The following is a 20,345-nucleotide window of genomic DNA, read 5'->3' on the forward strand; positions in this document are numbered from 1 at the left end:
CAAGAATAGGGTTTCGACGATTACCAGCGGTAATGCGAGAATGCGCGGTTGGCTTCTGCCATGCGATGCGTGTCTTCACGCTTCTTCACAGCCGAGCCACGGTTGTTCGCAGCATCCAGGAGTTCACCGGACAGGCGATCGATCATTGTCGTCTCATTGCGGCCGCGGGCTGCATTGATGAGCCAACGGATGGCAAGTGCCTGGCGGCGCTCCGGACGAACGTCGACCGGCACCTGGTACGTTGCACCACCAACGCGGCGCGAACGCACTTCGACGTGCGGCGCCACATTATCGAGAGCCTGATGGAACAGGGCAACCGGCTCCTGCTTGCTCTTGGCTTCAACGGACTCAAGCGCACCGTAAACGATACGCTCAGCAATCGACTTCTTGCCATGATGCATGACTGCATTCATGAACTTGGTCAGAACGAGATCGCCGAACTTCGGATCCGGATTGATCTCACGCTTTTCTGCACTATGGCGTCTGGACATATTCTCTGTCTCTTATCTGCATCGGGTTGACCTACCTGGTGGCCAAAGTCCCGGAAAATCTTACTTCGGACGCTTCGCACCGTACTTGGAACGGCGCTGCTTGCGGTTCTTGACACCCTGGGTATCGAGAACGCCGCGGATGATGTGGTAACGAACACCCGGCAAATCCTTTACACGGCCGCCGCGGATCATCACGACGGAGTGTTCCTGAAGGTTGTGACCCTCACCCGGAATATATCCGATGACTTCAAATCCGTTCGTCAGACGCACCTTGGCGACCTTACGCAGAGCCGAGTTCGGCTTCTTCGGGGTCGTCGTATAGACGCGGGTGCAAACGCCGCGCTTCTGCGGGTTTTCCTGCAGAGCAGGTACTTTATTGCGCTTTACCGGCGCAGTGCGCGGCTTGCGGATCAGCTGGTTTACGGTAGGCATTCAACCTTCCCTCTTTCACAAATCTCGTATCTTCGCCCGTCAGGGCCGTTTCAGCGCCATGCTCATGCACGAATTCGGGCAAAGAAACCACCGCGAGGTGGCTTGCCCGAATAAAAGCAGAGGAAGCCCTATTGACTTCATGCGAGCGGCAAATTGCATTTCGATCGTAAAACGAACCCTGTTTGAGATGAACTCCAGAGCGCGTCGCTCCGAAAGGGCCAATCTCACATCGGCTCAGATGGGCTGCTGATACTGTGTCGCCGGGCTCGCGTCAAGCCTGAACCCTAAATATTATTAAGGATTGCAGCGTTTGCCGGCGCTTTGCGGCCTGCGTGAAAGATAGTTTCGCCGACAAGGCCCAAATTCAAGCAAAATTTCAAACCTTGCACAGGGATTTCGGCCTGAACCATGGTACGAAGCATGAGTTTAGCATTTTTACGCCCGCAGAACCGGGAATCAGGAATCACTCAATGTCGTCAGCACCACCCGAGCCGAAACCCGTCCATTTGATTGTCGCGGACGTCTGGAAGAACAAGGAAGACGAGCCCCGCCAGGTCCACCTGCTTCTGATGAGCGACGATACCGACAATCTCGTCAATATCGCATTGCAGCTCCTCGCCAATGAAGGCTACGACGAAGCGGAGCTCCTGGAGATCGGCACTCTCACCGAGCAGCCCGACGAAGAGCCACATCTGTCTGCCTACAAGAACGCCCTCACCGGCCAGGCCGCGCTTATCGAGTTCAACGAGTAATCACCTCATCGAGCAAGTGAGGCAGGCTTTTTTTGTGCGGCAACGCTCGTCGGCTGGACACGTCTCGGCCGATTCCACAAAGCAACAAGCGAAAACCGCCGAGGAACTGGCGAATTCGGTCCAGAATTTTCCACCTGCATTTGTAAAACAGACGTATCTGGTTGAATCCGGAATAAAGAAAAGGCCGCCCGAGATTTCTCTGGGGCGGCCTTTGATTTTATCGGCGAACGGCCTTATTCGGCCGGCTGGCCCGTCATGTCCGTCAGCATCGGGCCGGCCTTTGCTGCCGTTGCACCCGACTCCTTGCGGCGCTCGTCGATGATGAGCTCGTCGCGAGCCCCGGCAATGCGGCGGATCTGCTTGACCGTGCCGCCGGTGCCTGCCGGGATCAGACGGCCAACGATGACGTTCTCCTTCAGACCCTGCAGAGCATCCATCTTGCCGGCAACAGCGGCTTCCGTGAGGACGCGCGTTGTTTCCTGGAAGGATGCGGCAGAGATGAACGACGGCGTCTGCAGTGAGGCCTTGGTGATGCCGAGCAGCACCGGAGTGCCGTAGCCAGGCTTCTTGCCATCCTCTTCGAGGCGCTCGTTGATCTCGTCCAGCTCGATCCGGTCCACATGATCGCCAGCGATGAAGCCCGTATCACCCGACTCGGTGATCTCGACCTTCTGCAGCATCTGGCGGACAATCACTTCAATGTGCTTGTCGTTGATCAGAACGCCCTGCAGACGATAGACTTCCTGGATCTCGTTCACGAGGTAGGAAGCAAGCGCCTCCACGCCCTTGATCGCAAGAATATCGTGCGGTGCCGGGTTGCCGTCCAGAATATAATCGCCCTTTTCGATGGCATCGCCGTCCTGAAGATGGAAAGGCTTGCCCTTGGGGATCAGATACTCGACAGGCTCGACCGTATCATCGTTGGGTTCGATGACGATGCGGCGCTTGTTCTTGTAATCGCGGCCGAAACGCACGGTACCATCGATTTCGGCGATGATCGCGTGGTCCTTCGGACGACGGGCCTCGAACAGTTCCGCAACGCGCGGCAGACCACCGGTGATGTCCTTGGTCTTGGCGCTTTCCATCGGGATACGAGCCAGAACGTCACCAGCCTTCACATGCGAGCCAGGCTCGACCGAAAGGATGGATTCCACTGACAGCTGGAAGCGTGCGTCGCCGCCCTTGGCCAGCTTCAGCACCTTGCCGTTCTTGTCCTTGACGACGATCGCGGGCTTCAGATCCGAACCACGCGGGGTCGAACGCCAGTCGATGACCACACGCTTGGTGATACCGGTGGATTCGTCCGTTGTTTCCGTAACCGAAAGACCATCGACCATGTCTTCGAATTCGACATGACCCTCGACTTCCGTCATGACCGGGCGGGTATAGGGATCCCACTCGGCAATGCGCTGGCCACGCTTCACGTTGTCGCCATCATCGACATAGATCCGCGAGCCGTAGGTAACACGGTGTGTAGCGCGTTCCTTGCCGGTTCCATCGAGGATGACAACCGCCATGTTGCGGCCCATGACGACCAGATGGCCGTCGGAGTTGCGCACCACGTTGCGGTTACGGATCTGCACCGTGCCTTCATAGCTGGCTTCGAGGAACGACTGGTCAACCACCTGCGCCGTACCACCAAGGTGGAACGTACGCATCGTCAGCTGAGTACCCGGCTCACCGATCGACTGGGCAGCGATAACGCCGACAGCTTCACCCTGGTTGACCGGAGTACCACGGGCCAGATCGCGGCCGTAGCACTTGGCGCAAATGCCGCCACGGGTCTCACAGGTGAGAGCCGAACGGATGCGGATCGACTGAACGCCAGCCTTCTCGATGGCATCGACATCGAACTCGTCGATGATGTTGCCGCCGGTGACAAGCACGTCACCCGAAACCGGATGCAGGATGTCTTCGAGCGCTGTACGGCCGAGCACACGCTGGCCGAGGGTCGCAACGACCTGGCCGGCGTCAACGATCGGCTGCATGGTGAGGCCCGTTGTCGTGCCGCAATCCACCGAGATGACAATGCAATCCTGCGCGACGTCGACGAGACGGCGTGTCAGGTAACCGGAGTTGGCTGTCTTCAAGGCGGTGTCAGCAAGACCCTTACGGGCACCGTGCGTCGAGTTGAAGTACTCGTTCACGGTCAGGCCTTCCTTGAAGTTCGAAATGATCGGCGTTTCGATGATTTCGCCCGAAGGCTTGGCCATCAGCCCGCGCATGCCGCCCAGCTGGCGCATCTGGTTCGGCGAACCACGAGCACCCGAGTGCGACATCATGTAGATCGAGTTCATCTGCTTCTGGCGGCCAGTAACAGGATCGAACTCGACGGCCTTGATGCGCGCCATCATTTCGTCAGCGACCTTCTCGGTGCACTTGCCCCAAGCGTCGACGACCTTGTTGTACTTTTCGCCCTGAGTGATCAGGCCGTCATTGTACTGCTGTTCGTATTCTGTCGCCAAAGCTTCGGTTTCAGCAACGAGCTTCGCCTTGGTCTCCGGAATGACCATGTCGTCCTTGCCAAAGGAAATACCGGCGCGGCAGGCATGGCTGAAGCCGAGCTGCATGATGCGATCGCAGAAAATGACCGTCTCTTTCTGTCCGCAGTGGCGATAGACCGTGTCGATCATCTTGGAGATGTTCTTCTTGGTCATTTCCTGGTTGCAGATGTCGAAAGGCACGTTGTGATGCTTCGGCAGCAATTCACCGATGATCATGCGGCCAGGCGTCGTTTCGAAGATCTTCGATGTCGGCTTGCCATCCGCATCAATGCTCTTGAAGCGGCCCTTGATCTTGGTGTGCAGGGTCACTGCACCGCTGCCAATGGCATGGTGCAATTCGCCCATATCGGCAAAGGCCATGCCCTCGCCTGGCTCCTTGGCAGCCACAATCGACAGATAGTAGAGACCAAGAACCATGTCCTGTGAAGGAACGATAACCGGCAGACCGTTGGCGGGATGCAGGATGTTGTTCGTCGACATCATCAGCACGCGGGCTTCAAGCTGCGCTTCGAGTGAAAGCGGAACGTGAACAGCCATCTGGTCCCCGTCGAAGTCCGCATTGAAAGCGGTACAGACGAGCGGATGCAGCTGGATTGCCTTGCCTTCGATCAGGGTGGGTTCGAACGCCTGGATACCAAGACGGTGCAGCGTCGGCGCCCGATTCAGGAGAACCGGATGCTCGCGGATGACCTCGTCGAGGATGTCCCAGACTTCCGGCTTTTCCTTCTCAACCAGCTTCTTGGCCTGCTTCACGGTCGAGGAATAACCCTTGGCGTCAAGGCGGGCATAGATGAACGGCTTGAAGAGTTCGAGCGCCATCTTCTTCGGCAGGCCGCACTGGTGTAGCTTCAGCTCGGGACCGGTCACGATGACCGAACGGCCGGAATAGTCGACGCGCTTGCCGAGCAGGTTCTGGCGGAAACGGCCCTGCTTGCCCTTGAGCATGTCGGACAGCGACTTCAGCGGACGCTTGTTGGCACCGGTAATGACGCGGCCACGACGGCCATTGTCGAACAATGCATCAACCGATTCCTGAAGCATGCGCTTCTCGTTACGGATGATGATGCCGGGCGCGCGCAGTTCGATCAGGCGCTTGAGGCGATTGTTACGGTTGATCACGCGGCGATAGAGGTCGTTGAGATCGGACGTCGCGAAACGGCCGCCATCCAGCGGAACCAGCGGACGCAGGTCCGGCGGAATGACCGGAACGATCTTCATGATCATCCATTCCGGACGGTTACCCGATTCCAGGAAGTTCTCGACGATCTTCAGACGCTTCATCAGCTTCTTCTGCTTCAGATCCGAGGTTGTCTCGGCAAGCTCTGCCCGCAGATCGCCGGCGATCTTTTCCAGATCCATCGAAGCCAGAAGTTCATGAATAGCTTCCGCGCCGATCAGTGCTGTGAAGGCGTCTTCACCGTACTCATCGACTGCAATCATGTATTCTTCTTCCGAAAGGAGCTGGTGCTCCTTCAGGGCCGTCAGGCCAGGTTCGGTCACGATGTAGTTCTCGAAATAGAGAACGCGCTCGATACCCTTGAGGGTCATGTCGAGCAACGTGCCGATACGGCTCGGCAGGGACTTCAGGAACCAGATGTGCGCAACCGGAGCTGCGAGTTCAATATGGCCCATACGCTCACGGCGAACACGTGACAGTGTCACTTCCACACCGCACTTTTCGCAGATGATGCCCTTGTATTTCATACGCTTGTACTTGCCGCACAAGCATTCATAGTCCTTGATCGGCCCGAAGATCCGAGCACAGAAAAGACCATCCCGCTCCGGCTTGAAGGTGCGGTAGTTGATCGTCTCCGGCTTCTTGATCTCACCGTATGACCAGGACAGAATCTTCTCAGGGCTGGCGATCGAAATCCGGATGGAATCGAATGCCTGCACAGGCACCTGAGGATTGAAAAGATTCATGACCTCTTGGTTCATGCCGTTTCTCCATGGGGCAGAAAGTGCCCTCTGCTTGCGATGGTGCCCGCCGCCGCGGTCCATCTAGATCAAATGCCGCTTCTGCAGCGGCTCGAAACATACCGGACGGGTGCGCAGCATGACTGCGCACCCTTCCTTTTTTACTCGGCAGCGTCGGGCAAGGCCTGCTGCTGTGGTTCGAGCTGACGCGTATCGTCAAGCTCGACATTGAGACCGAGCGAGCGCATTTCCTTGACGAGAACGTTGAAGCTCTCCGGAATGCCGGCCTCGAACGTATCGTCGCCGCGGACAATCGCTTCGTAGACCTTGGTACGACCGGCGACGTCGTCGGACTTGACCGTGAGCATTTCCTGCAGCGTGTAAGCCGCACCATATGCTTCAAGGGCCCAGACCTCCATTTCACCGAAGCGCTGGCCACCGAACTGGGCCTTACCACCCAGGGGCTGCTGCGTAACGAGCGAGTATGGTCCGATCGAACGGGCATGGATCTTGTCGTCGACCAGGTGGTGCAGCTTCAGCATATAGATGTAGCCGACAGTCACCTGACGATCGAAAGTTTCACCCGTACGTCCGTCGTAAAGTGTCGACTGACCGGAGGACTTCAGGCCCGCCTGTTCCAGCATCACATTGATGTCCGGTTCATGCGCACCGTCGAATACCGGCGTTGCAATCGACACACCGCGCTTCATCTGCTCGCCAAGACGAACGATGCTCTCATCGTCGTAGTTGCGAACCGGCTCATTGCGGTCATTGTCCGGAATGATCGATTCAATCGTCATTCTCAGCGGTGCAATATCGCCCTGTGCCTTGTAGGCTTCGATCAGTTCCCCGATCTTCTTGCCCATGCCGGCGCAAGCCCAGCCCAGATGCGTCTCGAGGATCTGCCCGACGTTCATGCGGCTTGGCACGCCAAGCGGATTGAGCACGATGTCGACATGCGTTCCGTCTTCAAGGAACGGCATATCCTCAACAGCGGCGATACGTGAAACAACGCCCTTGTTGCCGTGACGGCCAGCCATCTTGTCGCCTGGCTGGATCTTGCGCTTCACAGCGACGAAGACCTTGACCATCTTCATGACGCCAGGAGGCATCTCGTCACCGCGCTGGACCTTCTCGACCTTGTCCATGAAACGCTGCTCGAGCAACTTCTTGGAGTCATCGTACTGGTTGCGTAGAGCTTCGATCTCGCCCTGGATCTTCTCGTCCTCGACGGCAAACTGCCACCACTGCGAACGCGGGAACTCACCCATGACGTCCTGCGTGACGACGGTGCCCTTCTTGAACGCCTTTGGTCCGGCAACAGCGGCCTTGCCCGTGAGAACGTCAGCCAAGCGGCCATAGACGTTGCGGTCAAGGATAGCCTGTTCGTCGTCACGGTCCTTGGCCAAACGCTCGATTTCCTCGCGTTCGATAGCCATGGCACGTTCGTCCTTTTCAACGCCGTGGCGATTGAAAACACGAACTTCCACAACCGTACCGTAGGTCCCGGGCGGCATGCGCATCGAGGTGTCGCGGACATCGGACGCCTTTTCACCGAAGATGGCACGCAGAAGCTTCTCTTCCGGCGTCATCGGGCTTTCACCCTTCGGCGTGATCTTGCCGACGAGGATATCGCCAGGCTGCACTTCGGCACCGATATAGACAATACCGGCTTCGTCCAGGTTCTTCAGCGCTTCTTCCGAAACGTTCGGAATGTCACGCGTGATTTCTTCCGGTCCAAGCTTCGTATCGCGAGCCATGACTTCGAACTCCTCGATATGGATCGAGGTGAAGACGTCATCCGAAACAATCTTCTCGGAGAGAAGGATGGAGTCTTCGTAGTTGTAGCCATTCCACGGCATGAACGCGACAAGCACGTTGCGGCCGAGTGCCAGATCGCCCAGATCCGTTGACGGACCGTCGGCGATGATGTCGCCCTTTTCGATCCGGTCACCAACACGCACCAGCGGACGCTGGTTGATGCAGGTATTCTGGTTCGAACGCTGGAACTTCATCAGGCGATAGATATCAACGCCCGACTTGCCCGGAACGAGGTCTTCCGTCGCGCGGATAACGATACGGGTCGCATCCACCTGGTCGACGATACCGGTACGGCGTGCGCCAATGGCAGCGCCGGAGTCGCGAGCGACGACCGGCTCCATGCCTGTACCGACGAACGGCGCTTCGGCACGCACCAGAGGCACGGCCTGACGCTGCATGTTCGAGCCCATCAGAGCGCGGTTGGCGTCGTCATTTTCCAGGAACGGAATAAGGGCAGCGGCAACCGAAACGAGCTGCTTCGGCGAGACGTCCATCAGGTCCACGTTTTCACGTGGCGCCATCAGAACTTCGCCCGCATGACGGCAGACAACGAACTCGTCCGTGAACGCGCCCGAGGCGTCGAGTTCCACATTGGCCTGCGCCACGTGATACTTGGCCTCTTCCATTGCCGACAGGTAAACGACTTCGTCCGTTACCCTGCCGTCGACGATCTTGCGGTACGGGCTTTCGATGAAGCCGTACTTGTTGACGCGAGCGAAGGTTGCGAGCGAGTTGATCAGACCGATGTTCGGACCTTCCGGCGTTTCAATCGGGCAGATACGGCCGTAATGCGTCGGATGAACGTCGCGAACTTCGAAGCCGGCGCGCTCACGGGTCAGACCGCCAGGTCCAAGTGCCGAAAGACGACGCTTATGCGTGATCTCGGAAAGCGGGTTGGTCTGATCCATGAACTGCGACAGCTGCGAGGAACCGAAGAACTCGCGAACGGCAGCGGCTGCCGGCTTCGCATTGATCAGGTCCTGCGGCATGACGGTATCGATTTCGATGGACGACATGCGTTCCTTGATGGCGCGCTCCATGCGAAGCAGACCAACACGGTACTGGTTTTCCATCAATTCGCCGACCGAGCGCACACGGCGGTTGCCGAGATTGTCGATGTCGTCGATTTCGCCACGGCCATCGCGCAGGTCGACAAGCATCTTGACCACGGCCAGGATGTCTTCCTTGCGCAGGATCCGAACAGTGTCTTCCGCATCCAGATCAAGACGCATGTTCATCTTAACGCGGCCAACGGCCGAGAGATCATAGCGTTCCGAATCGAAGAACAGCGACTTGAACATCGCTTCAGCCGAGTCGATCGTTGGCGGTTCGCCCGGGCGCATGACACGGTAGATGTCGAAGAGCGCATCCTGGCGGCTTTCGTTCTTGTCCACGGCAAGCGTGTTACGGATGTACGGCCCGATATTGACGTGGTCGATATCGAGAACGTTGATCTCTTCCGTGCCGGTATCCAGCAGAACCTTGAGGGTCTTCTCGTCAAGCTCGTCACCAGCCTCGAGATAAACCTCACCGGTATTATAGTTGACGATGTCTTCGGCAAGGTAGGAGCCGAACAGGTCGTCTTCCGTTGCCTTGATGAACTTGAGGCCCTTTTCGGCAAGCTGCTTTGCACTGCGTGCAGTCAGCTTCTTGCCGGATTCGAGCACGACTTCGCCGGTGTCGGCGTCGATCACATCGGAAGTGGCCTTGAAACCCTTGAAGCGCTCAACGGAGTAAGGAATCCGCCAGCTGTCGCCATCGCGGCTGAAGGTGATGGAATTATAGAATGTTGACAGAATTTCTTCCGAATCCATGCCAAGCGCCATCAGCAGCGATGTTGCCGGAATCTTGCGACGGCGATCGATACGCGCATAAACGACATCCTTGGCGTCGAACTCGATGTCGAGCCAGGAACCGCGATAAGGAATAACACGAGCGGCAAACAGGAGCTTGCCCGACGAATGCGTCTTGCCCTTGTCGTGATCGAAGAACACGCCGGGCGAACGGTGCATCTGCGATACGATCACGCGCTCGGTGCCATTGACAATGAACGTGCCGTTGTCGGTCATGAGCGGCATGTCGCCCATGTAAACGTCCTGTTCCTTGATGTCCTTGATCGACTTCGCGCCTGTATCCTCGTCAATATCGAACACGATGAGGCGCAGCGTCACCTTGAGTGGCGCAGCATAGGTCAGATCGCGCTGACGGCATTCGTCAACGTCGAATTTGGGAGCTTCGAATTCGTACTTGACGAATTCAAGCATGGAAGCACCCGAGAAATCCGAAATCGGGAACACAGACTTGAACACAGCCTGCAGACCTTCATCCAAACGCCCGCCTTTGGGCTCTTCCACCATCAGAAACTGATCGTAGGAAGCTTTCTGAACCTCGATGAGGTTCGGCATCTCTGCGACTTCCGGAATCTTACCGAAAAACTTGCGTACGCGCCTACGACCATTGAAAGAATGGGTCTGAGCCATCGTCGCTCCTCGTCTTTATGCCAGAAACTGGCCTGTTTCTTAAAACCGCATGTGCGGCCCCGTGAACGGGACAAAACCCGTTTCCTGAAAGCATCCAGATTGCCGTCAGGAAAAGGGTTCAGTACCGGAACCCCCGAAGGGGAAGTGTCGGCGGGCAGGTTGCCCTGCCCGCCAAAAACGCGAGACTTACTTGAGTTCGACCTTGGCGCCAGCAGCTTCGAGCTGTGCCTTGATCTTGTCAGCTTCGTCCTTGGCAACGCCTTCCTTGACAGCCTTAGGAGCGGCCTCGACGAGGTCCTTGGCTTCCTTGAGGCCGAGACCGGTGATTGCGCGGACTTCCTTGATCACGTTGATCTTGTTAGCGCCGGCATCGGTCAGAACGACGTCGAATTCAGTCTTTTCTTCAACTGCAGCAGCAGCTGCACCGCCGCCAGCGGCAGCAGCAACAGCAACCGGAGCAGCGGCAGAAACGCCCCACTTCTCTTCAAGAAGCTTCGAAAGTTCAGCAGCTTCGAGAACGGTCAGGTTGGACAGGTCGTCTACGATCTTTGCGAGATCAGTCATTTTGATATTCCTTTACAAGGTTCGATATATTGTGACAGCGAGAACGGCCTTATGCCGCTTCGTCCTTCCGGGCATAGGCGCCGAAAACGCGGGCAAGCTGACCTGCCGGTGCGTTTACGATCTGAGCGATGCGGGTAGCTGGTGTCTGGATCATGCCAACCAGCTTTGCGCGCAACTCGTCGAGTGATGGAAGTGCGGCCAGAGCCTTTACACCTTCCGGATCGAGAGTTGTTGCTCCCATCGAGCCACCGAGGATGACGAGCTTTTCGTTACCCTTGGCAAATTCGATGGCGATCTTTGGTGCCGTAATCGGATCGTTGGAATAGGCAACGAGTGTCTGACCTGTGAACAGGTCAGCGATGCCTTCCGAATCCGTGCCCTGAAGAGCGATCTTGGCAAGGCGGTTCTTCGCGACTTTAACGGTGCCACCAGCATCACGCATCTTGGAGCGAAGGTCGCTCAGCTGCGCAACGGTGAGACCGGTATAGTGGGCCACGACAACTGAACCAGAGTCCTTGAAGACCCCATTCAGCCACGCGACGAATTCGCGCTTTTCCGCTTTTTCCACTGTCTCTCTCCATTTGGCAGAAACGCATGATTGCGATCCTGCCGGGTTGCCTTTTGCTGCAAGGGGCCAGTTCGAAAACCGGAACCACACAGCACTTGAGGATCCTGTCCCCCTTGCTTCGCCGAAAACGGCTGCAAGCGAAAGGCAACTACGGTTCGAACCTTGTTCATCGGGCTATGCCCTCAAAACCTGGTTGTTCCACGTCTCATGCGGGCTCTTGCGATATTAAGGCGAACCACCCGCAATCTCGGACAGGATAACCGGACTTTCATCCGGTTATCCAGGCCCCGAAGGGCCTGGAATTCTTTGTTCTCAAACAGTTAAGCTTGAGATTTTATCCAACGGTTACGCAGAGCGAACGGTTGAAGGATCGATCTTGACGCCAGCGCCCATTGTCGAGGAAATCGCAACGCGCTTGACGTACTCACCCTTGGCACCTGTTGGCTTTGCCTTGGTAACAGCATCGGCGAACGCCTTGATGTTCTCTTCCAGTGCCTTGGCATCGAACGAAGCCTTGCCAACGCCTGCATGAACGATGCCGGCCTTCTCGACGCGGAATTCAACGGCGCCGCCCTTCGAAGCCTTGACGGCAGCAGTTACGTCAGCCGTGACCGTGCCGACCTTTGGGTTTGGCATCATGCCGCGCGGGCCGAGAACCTTACCGAGGCGGCCAACCAGAGGCATCATGTCCGGGGTGGCAATGCAGCGATCGAAATCGATCTTGCCGCCATTGACGATCTCGAACAGATCTTCCGCACCAACGATATCGGCGCCGGCCTTCTTGGCTTCCTCAGCCTTGTCGCCGCGGGCAAATACAGCCACACGTACGGTACGGCCAGTGCCGTTCGGCAGGTTTACCACGCCGCGAACCATCTGGTCCGCATGACGGGGATCAACGCCGAGATTCATTGCAACTTCGATCGTCTCGTCGAACTTGGCAACCGCACGCTCCTTGACCATGGCAATAGCCGAGGTCAGGTCATAGAGCTTGTTGCGGTCAACGCCTTCGCGAACCTTCGCTACACGCTTTGAAAGTTTTGCCATCGTCTTAGCCCACCACTTCCAGGCCCATCGAACGGGCAGAACCTTCGACCATGCGCATGGCGGCTTCAACGTCCGCTGCATTCAGGTCTTTCATCTTTGCTTCAGCGATTTCACGGACCTTGTCACGCGAGATCTTGCCAGCCACGACCTTGCCTGGCTCCTTCGAGCCGGACTTCAGGTTGGCAGCCTTCTTGAGGAAGTAAGACACCGGCGGCGTCTTCATCACGAAGGTGAAGGACTTGTCCTGATAATATGTAATCACGACCGGAATGGGCGAACCCTTTTCCAGTTCCTGCGTAGCCGCATTGAAGGCCTTGCAGAATTCCATGATGTTGATGCCACGCTGACCAAGCGCTGGTCCGATGGGCGGGGACGGCGTTGCCGATCCTGCCGAAACCTGCAGCTTGAGCTGGCCTGCTACTTTCTTAGCCATAACTTCTGCCTTTTTACACCATGCCGGATAACCGGCGGCTTTTCATTGTACCGGTAAACCGGCGGTTGCAGTTTGGTGGTGCGGCTCGATGGTCCGGCTAAAGACCGCCTCGCCTCCCACCACATTTGCCGCTAGCGGCAAAGGCAGCCTGGAGAGCTGCCAATGATCAGACCTTTTCGACCTGACCAAATTCCAGATCGACCGGCGTAGCGCGGCCGAAAATCGAAACTTCCACCTTGAGGCGCGAACGTTCCTCGTCCACTTCCTGGACGGTGCCGTTGAACGAAGCAAACGGACCGTCGGCAACACGAACGCTCTCGCCGATCTCGAACGAGATCGAAGCCTTCGGACGCTCGACACCTTCCTGGACCTGGGTCAGGATGCGCTCGGCTTCCTTGTCCGAAATAGCGATCGGCTTGTTGTCTGACCCCAGAAAACCGGTCACCTTCGGCGTGTTCTTGATCAGGTGATAGGCATCATCCGTAAGTTCAGCGCGCACCAGAACGTAGCCTGGAAAGAACTTGCGCTCGGCATCGACCTTGCGGCCACGGCGCACTTCGACGACCTTCTCGGTCGGCACGAGGATCTTCTCGAACAGGTGAGACAGACCCTTCTGCCTCGCCTTTTCCTCGATCGACTCTGCGACCTTCTTCTCAAAATTCGAATAGGCGTGAACGATATACCAGCGCGCGGTCATTATTGATTCCCAATCCCGATTTTCTTGTCAGCCTGCGTTAACGACCAAGACCGAGAACGAGATCGATCCCGTACGCCATCAACTGATCAGCTGCGAAAAAAAAGATCGCAGCAAGAAACGCCATCACCATCACCATTGCGGTGGAAATGAGCGTTTCGCGGCGCGAAGGCCATGTGACCTTTGCGGTTTCAGCGCGCACTTGCTGAAAAAAAGTTATTGGATTCGTTTTGGATGCCATTTACCGCTCGTGCGTGTCATGTTGCTGTAAACATGCTGTGTTGCAATTGTCACAACACCATCTGTCCACACCATTACGGCCCGTAAAGCTGACCGTTCAGCTCCACGCACCGCGTGTCTGTTGATGTTACATAGAACCGATTCCGGAAAAACACAAGGCCCCGGATTCGTTTCTTTCCGAACATCTGCTCAGCACACCATCCAATCGTGTACCGGCAGACTATGCGTTGGCAGGGGAGACAGGGTTCGAACCTGCGACCTACGGTTTTGGAGACCGCCGCTCTACCAACTGAGCTACTCCCCTACGTTCGGGGGCGTACATTCCACAAAGCCGCACCTATTTCAAGGCCTTTATTACGACTTCCAGCCTCTTACGGCGAAATTCGTTTGGGTGACGAAGATGTCGCAACGAATTGGCGGCATTACTGCCGTTGCCGGCTGCAAAATACGGATTGGATGGAAGATCTTGGCTGTGGTCTTTAATTGGTTACGCCACATCGGAGATTCAAGGCTCATTGCTACGCGACCAGAAACTGATTCGCGTTTGCCTGCCCCAAAACGCAGAAAGGGCGATCCTGTGGACCGCCCTTCCCCAATTCTCATTGTCAGACGACAATATTACTCAATGATCGACGATACGATGCCTGCACCGACGGTGCGGCCACCTTCACGGATAGCGAAGCGCAGCTTCTCTTCCATCGCGATCGGCACGATCAGCGTCACATCAACTGCGATGTTGTCGCCGGGCATGACCATTTCCGTGCCTTCCGGCAGCGTCACAACACCCGTCACGTCGGTCGTGCGGAAGTAGAACTGCGGACGGTAGTTGGAGAAGAATGGCGTATGACGGCCACCCTCGTCCTTGGTCAGGATATAGGCTTCCGCCTTGAACTTCGTGTGCGGCTTGACCGAACCCGGCTTGGCCAGGATCTGGCCGCGCTCGACGTCTTCACGGCCAACGCCGCGGATCAGCGCACCGATGTTGTCGCCAGCCTGGCCCTGATCGAGCAGCTTGCGGAACATTTCAACGCCGGTAACCGTCGTCTTCGTCGTCGGCTTGATGCCGATGATTTCGACTTCTTCACCAACCTTGACGATCCCGCGCTCGACGCGGCCCGTCACAACCGTACCACGGCCGGAAATCGAGAAAACGTCTTCGATCGGCATCAGGAACGGCTGGTCAACCGGACGCTCCGGCGTCGGAATGTACTTGTCGACTTCCGCCATCAGCGCACGAACCGCGTCTTCGCCGATTTCCTTGTTGCTGTCTTCCAGCGCAGCCAAAGCCGAACCCTTGACGATCGGAATGTCGTCGCCCGGGAAATCGTACTTCGACAGAAGCTCGCGAACCTCAAGCTCAACCAGCTCGAGAAGCTCGGCATCGTCAACCTGGTCAACCTTGTTCAGGAAAACCACGATCGCCGGAACGCCAACCTGACGGGCAAGCAGGATGTGCTCGCGCGTCTGCGGCATCGGGCCGTCGGCTGCCGAAACAACCAGGATCGCGCCGTCCATCTGCGCAGCACCGGTGATCATGTTCTTCACATAGTCGGCGTGGCCGGGGCAATCGACGTGCGCGTAGTGACGCGCTGGCGTCTCATATTCAACGTGCGCCGTCGAGATCGTGATGCCGCGCGCCTTTTCTTCCGGTGCCGCGTCGATCTGGTCGTACGCCTTGTACTCACCAAAATACTTCGTAATCGCGGCCGTCAACGACGTCTTGCCATGGTCAACGTGACCAATCGTGCCAATGTTGACGTGCGGCTTGTTACGTTCAAACTTGCTCTTAGCCATAGCTGTCGTTCTCTCGTCATCACAACCGGCCTTGCGCCGGTACCATGTTTGTAGCTCAGACGAGACAGCAAGCCGTCCGTCAGCACAGTCTCCCGCTCGACCGGAAGGATCGACCGGGTTGGATTGTCCAAGCTTGCTCGTTCATATGGAAAACACATGAGCGACTTGCAATGCTCAAGACAAAAATCGAAGAGCACCTTGCGCACGGCGGCGTGCACGCGGCGCTCTTGCAAATCTGGAGCGGGTAGCGGGAATCGAACCCGCATATTCAGCTTGGAAGGCTGCTGCTCTACCACTGAGCTATACCCGCACATCGTGGCGTTCGGTTCCGGCAGTGGTGGAGGGGGTTGGATTCGAACCAACGTAAGCCAAGCTAACGGATTTACAGTCCGTCCCCTTTAACCACTCGGGCACCCCTCCGGTCACTGCCGATGGAACCGCACCATATGGCACTCTGCAAACAACCGGCGGACCATACATCCTGGCTGCTGCTTGCGGAGGGCCTTATGCCGACTAGCCCGCGTGCTGTCAACACTTCCCTTCAGAAAATGAATGGCTTGTGGAAATAGGCTAAAGAAATGTGACGGCGAAGCAGGCAGGGCCAGCAATTTCTGCGATCATAGCTGTATCGCGTTAGCTCCTGAAAGAGTATATCACGCGCCATGACCGATCAAAAACCGTCCCGTACACCCAAAGATTCACACTATGCGACACTGCGCCGCCAGTTCCGCGACAAGAAATCCGGCAGCGCATCGCAAGCCCAGCGAAGCTCGCGTCCGACCGTTGAAGGCACGCAGGCGCCCGAAGGCCTTGTGCGGCTCTATGGCCTGCACACCGTGCGGGCGGCGCTGGACAACCCCGCCCGCCAGATCAAGCGCATGCTGGTGACGAAAAATGCGCTCGACAGGCTCGAGATCACCGATTCGAATGCCCTGCCCTTCGAGGTCGAAATCGTCGAACCACGCGCCATCGACCGCGAGACTGGTTCGGAAGCGGTGCACCAAGGCGTCATGATCGAAACCAAGCCCTTGAAGGCACAATCCCTCAAGGCACTGCAGGACAGTCCGCTGTTGCTGATTCTCGATCAGGTCACCGATCCGCACAATGTCGGCGCCATCATGCGCTCCGCTGTTGCTTTCGGTGCCGGGGCGATCATCACCACGGCGCGTCACAGCCCGCAGGAGTCCGGCGTCCTCGCCAAAGCCGCATCCGGTGCCCTGGAACTCATTCCCCATATCGAGGTGCGCAATCTCGCCGAGGCGATCAGCGAGTTGCACGAACTCGGCTTCACGACGATAGGTCTCGATTCGGAAGGGCCACATGAACTCGAGAATACAATGTCCGAGGGCCGACTGGCGCTTGTTCTCGGTGCCGAGGGCAAGGGTTTGCGCCAGAAGACACGTGAAACCGTGACCCACCTTGCCCGGTTGGATATGCCCGGCGCTATAAAATCACTCAATGTATCAAACGCAGCTGCGATATCACTTTATGCGGCGCAGCGGTTCCTGAGTACAAAACAGGATTAAAAAGCAGACTGGTTCGAATATAATACCAACCAGCGGTGTTACCTTGCAACAGGCAGCGGGCCGGCAGTCGGTTCGGCCTGCAACGGAGTGCGCCTATGCTGCGAAACAGCAGGGAATCGTTTGGTTTGGTGTCGATCCTGTTTCACTGGATCATTGCCCTTATTTTTCTCGGGCAGATCGTGTTGGGCTACTCCATGGTCAGGGTCAGCGATTTTGCCCTGCAGTTCAGCCTTTACCAATGGCACAAATCATTTGGATTTCTCGTGCTCGGCCTCTCGCTGCTCCGCCTCCTTTGGAAACTGGCAAACCCGCGTCCGCACGACCTTCAGCATATGAGTTCGCTTGAACGTGGCGCTTCCCACGTCGCGCACTTCATCCTTTACCTCAGCCTGTTCGTTGTGCCGTTGACGGGCTGGGCAATAGCATCGACTTCGCCGCTGCAGATACCGACATTCATGTTCGATCTCGTCGTGATCCCGCAGCTGCCGATGACCATATCCGACACCGCAGAGGCTTTCTGGGCGTCCAGCCATGCGTGGCTCGCCTATCTTTCCGCCATCGTCGCCACCGGGCACATCCTCGCGGCCTTCCACCATCATTTCTGGAAGCGGGACACGATCCTGGTACGCATGCTCAGCCCGCGCGGTCAGGATCGGAAGGAACAACAACTGACTGGATCAAAATCATGAAGACAATGAATGGTTTGCACTCGACCCTTATCCCGGCGGGGATTGCGGCCCTCCTTGCGCTATCACCGATGACCACGCGAGCAGACACACTTTCCGAAGTCACCGGCCGGTACAATATTCAGCCATCGTCACGCGTCGGTTTCACTGTGTCCCAGGTCGGCGGCGGCGGCATTACAGGCAATTTCAAGAAATTCTCGGGTGTATTCTCTCTCAACAGTTCGGATATATCCCGCTCGACCATCAGCTTCACGCTCTATCCGGATAGTGTCACAACCGGCCAGGCCCGCGTCGAAAGCTTCCTGCGCTCCGATGCGGTTTTCGACTCGGCCAATTTCCCGACCATCACCTTCAAGTCGACACAGATCACGCAGACCAGTCCCGACACCGCCGAAGTGGCGGGGATCTTGACGGCGCGCGGCAAGAGCAGTCCCGCCAGCTTTCAGGCAAACCTGGCGGATCATGGCAAGAACTCGATCACATTTCGTGTCCAGGGCAAGGTCATGCGCTCCCGCTACGGCATGGATGTCGGCACGCCGATCTATTCGAACGTTGTCCAGTTCGACATGATGATCCTTGGCCAGCGCTCATGATCGGGAGCCGCAATCAAACAGCCTTTGCGGCCGCCCTGCCCGCAGTCCTGCCCGAAAAGATGCAGCCGCCAAGGAATGTTCCCTCCAGCGAGTTGTAGCCATGCATGCCGCCCCCGCCGAAACCGGCGGCTTCTCCGGCAGCATAGACGCCCGCCATGGGCTCACCATCAGGCTTCAGAGCCCGTGCACTGAGGTCGGTCTCGATACCGCCCAATGACTTGCGTGTGAGAATGTTGAGCCGCACCGCGATCAACGGCCCGTGTTTCGGATCGAGTATACGATGCGGCGGGACCACCCTCACCAGCCGGTCACCAATATAGTTGCGGGCGCCGCGTATCGCCGTGATCTGCGCGTCCTTGCTGTAGGGATTGTCGATCTCGCGGTCGCGTGCCTCGATCTGGGTGCGCAGCCCGGCCTCGGTGATGAGATTGTCGCCGGTCAGGGCGTTCATGCGCCGCACCAGATCCGACAACTCCCTTTCGACGATGAAATCCTCGCCATTGTCGAGGAAGGCCTGCACCGGCGCGGGTACGCCGCCGAGTGCGCGCTTTGCCACCTGCCGCCAGCTCTTGGAGGTGAAGTCAGGATTCTGTTCCGAGCCCGAGAGCGTGAATTCCTTCTTCACGATGGTCTGGTTGAGCACGAACCACGAATAATCGTAGCCCGACTTCATGATGCGATCGAGGGTCGACAGCGTATCGAAACCCGGCAAGCACGGTGGAGGCAGGCGCGTTCCCCTGGCATCGAACCACAGCGATGATGGTCCAGGCAGGATGCGGATGGCATGATTGCTCCAGATCGGATCCCAGTTATGCACGCCCTCGACATAGTGCCACATGCGATCGCTGTTGATCAGGTGGGCACCTGCGCGTTCTGCAATGCCAAGCATCAGTCCATCGACATGGTCCGGCACGCCGCTGATGAGATGTTTGGGCGTCCCGAGCCGTGGGGGCCAGTTCTTGCGTACCAGCTCATGGTTGCCGCCTATGCCGCCGCTGGCCACGATGACCGCCTGTGCCTTCAGCGCAAACGACCCCGCAGCGATGCGGGAGCTTGGCTGGCTGCGCCCGACATCGCTCGGCACGAGAATCTCGCCCTCCACGCCTTCTACATTGCCGGAGCTGGTTACGAACCCGGTGACCCGGTGGCGAAAGCGAAAGGAAATGAGTCCGTTCTGCTCGGCCTCGCGGGCACGGCGGACGAATGGCTCGACTACTCCCGTGCCCGTGCCCCAGGTGATGTGAAAGCGCGGTACCGAATTGCCGTGCCCCGTCGCCAGCGAACCGCCGCGCTCGGCCCAGCCGACGATCGGAAACCAGCGCATCCCCTGTGCGTGCAGCCAGGCGCGCTTCTCGCCGGCAGCGAAATCGATATAGGCTTCGGCCCACTGGCGCGGCCAAAGATCTTCCCTGCGGTCGAAACCAGCCGAGCCCATCCAGTCCTGCAGGGCCAGTTCGCGAGAATCCCTGATGCGCAGACGCCGCTGCTCCGGCGAATCTACAAAGAACAACCCGCCAAAGGATCGCCATGCCTGCCCGCCAAGGGTCGGCTCGGGCTCCTGATCGACAATGATGACCTGCTTGCCGGCATCCGCGAGTTCCGTTGCCGCCACCAGTCCTGCAAGCCCCGCGCCGATAACGATGACGTCCGCATCCAATGCCATACGAAACCTCCCAATTCCAACGGCCAGGCAAGCCGGGCAAATCACTATTACCTTTACGTCAACGTTGTCGATCAAAAGCCGCAATTCGGCAAGGTCGAATTGTGACATGGCACGTGGGGCGTACAACAACTTTCGCGGGCCAT

At 57.6% G+C, this 20,345-nt stretch carries 16 protein-coding genes and 3 tRNA genes; 4 read left to right on the top strand and 15 right to left on the bottom strand.

All coding sequences use genetic code 11. The features are described 5' to 3' along the window. Positions 1 to 20: 20 nt before the first annotated feature. Together rpsG and rpsL are read right to left on the bottom strand one after the other, a co-directional pair. Entirely contained in the window at positions 21 to 491 is a 471-nt protein-coding gene (gene rpsG / locus K9U38_RS09435) for a 30S ribosomal protein S7 (RefSeq protein ID WP_105732683.1), read from the bottom strand. A gap of 60 nt (positions 492 to 551) precedes the next feature. Further along, positions 552 to 923: a 30S ribosomal protein S12 gene (rpsL, locus tag K9U38_RS09440; RefSeq protein WP_008121760.1), complete on the bottom strand. Its 372-nt coding sequence runs from the start codon at positions 921 to 923 to the stop codon at positions 552 to 554. Between the two features lie 470 nt (positions 924 to 1,393). On the opposite strand from rpsL, the gene K9U38_RS09445 reads away from it, so the two are divergent. Next, entirely contained in the window at positions 1,394 to 1,675 is a 282-nt protein-coding gene (locus tag K9U38_RS09445) for a hypothetical protein (RefSeq protein ID WP_224494065.1), read from the top strand. Positions 1,676 to 1,908: 233 nt separating this feature from the next. Here K9U38_RS09445 and rpoC read toward each other — a convergent pair whose 3' ends face one another. From rpoC to K9U38_RS09505, 12 genes are all read right to left on the bottom strand, one after another. Continuing rightward, positions 1,909 to 6,117 carry a DNA-directed RNA polymerase subunit beta' gene (gene rpoC / locus K9U38_RS09450; RefSeq protein WP_224494066.1) on the bottom strand — a complete coding sequence of 1,403 codons (4,209 nt, stop codon included), beginning with the start codon at positions 6,115 to 6,117 and terminating at the stop codon, positions 1,909 to 1,911. A gap of 140 nt (positions 6,118 to 6,257) precedes the next feature. Further along, complete coding sequence (gene rpoB, locus K9U38_RS09455) at positions 6,258 to 10,397, bottom strand: DNA-directed RNA polymerase subunit beta (RefSeq protein ID WP_224494067.1); 4,140 nt, start codon at positions 10,395 to 10,397, stop codon at positions 6,258 to 6,260. Positions 10,398 to 10,583: 186 nt separating this feature from the next. Continuing rightward, on the bottom strand, positions 10,584 to 10,961 hold the full coding sequence (rplL, locus tag K9U38_RS09460) for a 50S ribosomal protein L7/L12 (RefSeq protein ID WP_224494068.1): 378 nt from the start codon (positions 10,959 to 10,961) through the stop codon (positions 10,584 to 10,586). Positions 10,962 to 11,010: 49 nt separating this feature from the next. Then, positions 11,011 to 11,529, bottom strand: a complete 519-nt coding sequence (gene rplJ / locus K9U38_RS09465; RefSeq protein ID WP_106710762.1) for a 50S ribosomal protein L10 — start codon at positions 11,527 to 11,529, stop codon at positions 11,011 to 11,013. Between the two features lie 345 nt (positions 11,530 to 11,874). Further along, positions 11,875 to 12,573, bottom strand: a complete 699-nt coding sequence (gene rplA, locus K9U38_RS09470) for a 50S ribosomal protein L1 (protein WP_224494069.1) — start codon at positions 12,571 to 12,573, stop codon at positions 11,875 to 11,877. Between the two features lie 4 nt (positions 12,574 to 12,577). Further along, positions 12,578 to 13,006: a 50S ribosomal protein L11 gene (gene rplK / locus K9U38_RS09475; RefSeq protein WP_224494070.1), complete on the bottom strand. Its 429-nt coding sequence runs from the start codon at positions 13,004 to 13,006 to the stop codon at positions 12,578 to 12,580. Positions 13,007 to 13,172: 166 nt separating this feature from the next. Beyond that, entirely contained in the window at positions 13,173 to 13,703 is a 531-nt protein-coding gene (gene nusG / locus K9U38_RS09480; RefSeq protein WP_224494071.1) for a transcription termination/antitermination protein NusG, read from the bottom strand. Positions 13,704 to 13,740: 37 nt separating this feature from the next. Continuing rightward, entirely contained in the window at positions 13,741 to 13,941 is a 201-nt protein-coding gene (secE, locus tag K9U38_RS09485) for a preprotein translocase subunit SecE (RefSeq protein WP_224494072.1), read from the bottom strand. 227 nt (positions 13,942 to 14,168) lie between these two features. After that, positions 14,169 to 14,244: transfer RNA gene (locus K9U38_RS09490), tRNA-Trp, on the bottom strand. A gap of 314 nt (positions 14,245 to 14,558) precedes the next feature. Further along, entirely contained in the window at positions 14,559 to 15,734 is a 1,176-nt protein-coding gene (gene tuf, locus K9U38_RS09495) for an elongation factor Tu (RefSeq protein WP_224494063.1), read from the bottom strand. Positions 15,735 to 15,970: 236 nt separating this feature from the next. Further along, a tRNA-Gly gene (locus K9U38_RS09500) sits at positions 15,971 to 16,044 on the bottom strand. A 25-nt stretch (positions 16,045 to 16,069) separates the two neighbouring features. Further along, positions 16,070 to 16,154: transfer RNA gene (locus tag K9U38_RS09505), tRNA-Tyr, on the bottom strand. A 242-nt stretch (positions 16,155 to 16,396) separates the two neighbouring features. On the opposite strand from K9U38_RS09505, the gene rlmB reads away from it, so the two are divergent. The 3 genes from rlmB (at position 16,397) to K9U38_RS09520 (ending at position 18,539) form a co-directional block, all read left to right on the top strand. Then, a complete protein-coding gene (gene rlmB / locus K9U38_RS09510; protein WP_224494073.1) occupies positions 16,397 to 17,260 on the top strand; it encodes a 23S rRNA (guanosine(2251)-2'-O)-methyltransferase RlmB in 864 nt (287 codons plus the stop codon). 95 nt (positions 17,261 to 17,355) lie between these two features. Then, positions 17,356 to 17,949 (top strand): cytochrome b, encoded by a 594-nt coding sequence (locus K9U38_RS09515; protein ID WP_224494074.1) that lies wholly within the window; start codon positions 17,356 to 17,358, stop codon positions 17,947 to 17,949. After that, positions 17,946 to 18,539: a YceI family protein gene (locus K9U38_RS09520; RefSeq protein ID WP_224494075.1), complete on the top strand. Its 594-nt coding sequence runs from the start codon at positions 17,946 to 17,948 to the stop codon at positions 18,537 to 18,539. Before K9U38_RS09515 ends, K9U38_RS09520 begins: the two co-directional genes overlap by 4 nt. 13 nt (positions 18,540 to 18,552) lie before the next feature. Here the strand turns inward: K9U38_RS09520 and K9U38_RS09525 are convergent, their stop codons facing one another. Then, positions 18,553 to 20,202, bottom strand: a complete 1,650-nt coding sequence (locus K9U38_RS09525) for an FAD-binding dehydrogenase (protein WP_224494076.1) — start codon at positions 20,200 to 20,202, stop codon at positions 18,553 to 18,555. Positions 20,203 to 20,345 lie beyond the last annotated feature (143 nt).

This window comes from Phyllobacterium lublinensis (genome assembly GCF_020164435.1).
In the GTDB taxonomy this organism is placed as follows: Bacteria; Pseudomonadota; Alphaproteobacteria; order Rhizobiales; family Rhizobiaceae; genus Phyllobacterium; species Phyllobacterium lublinensis.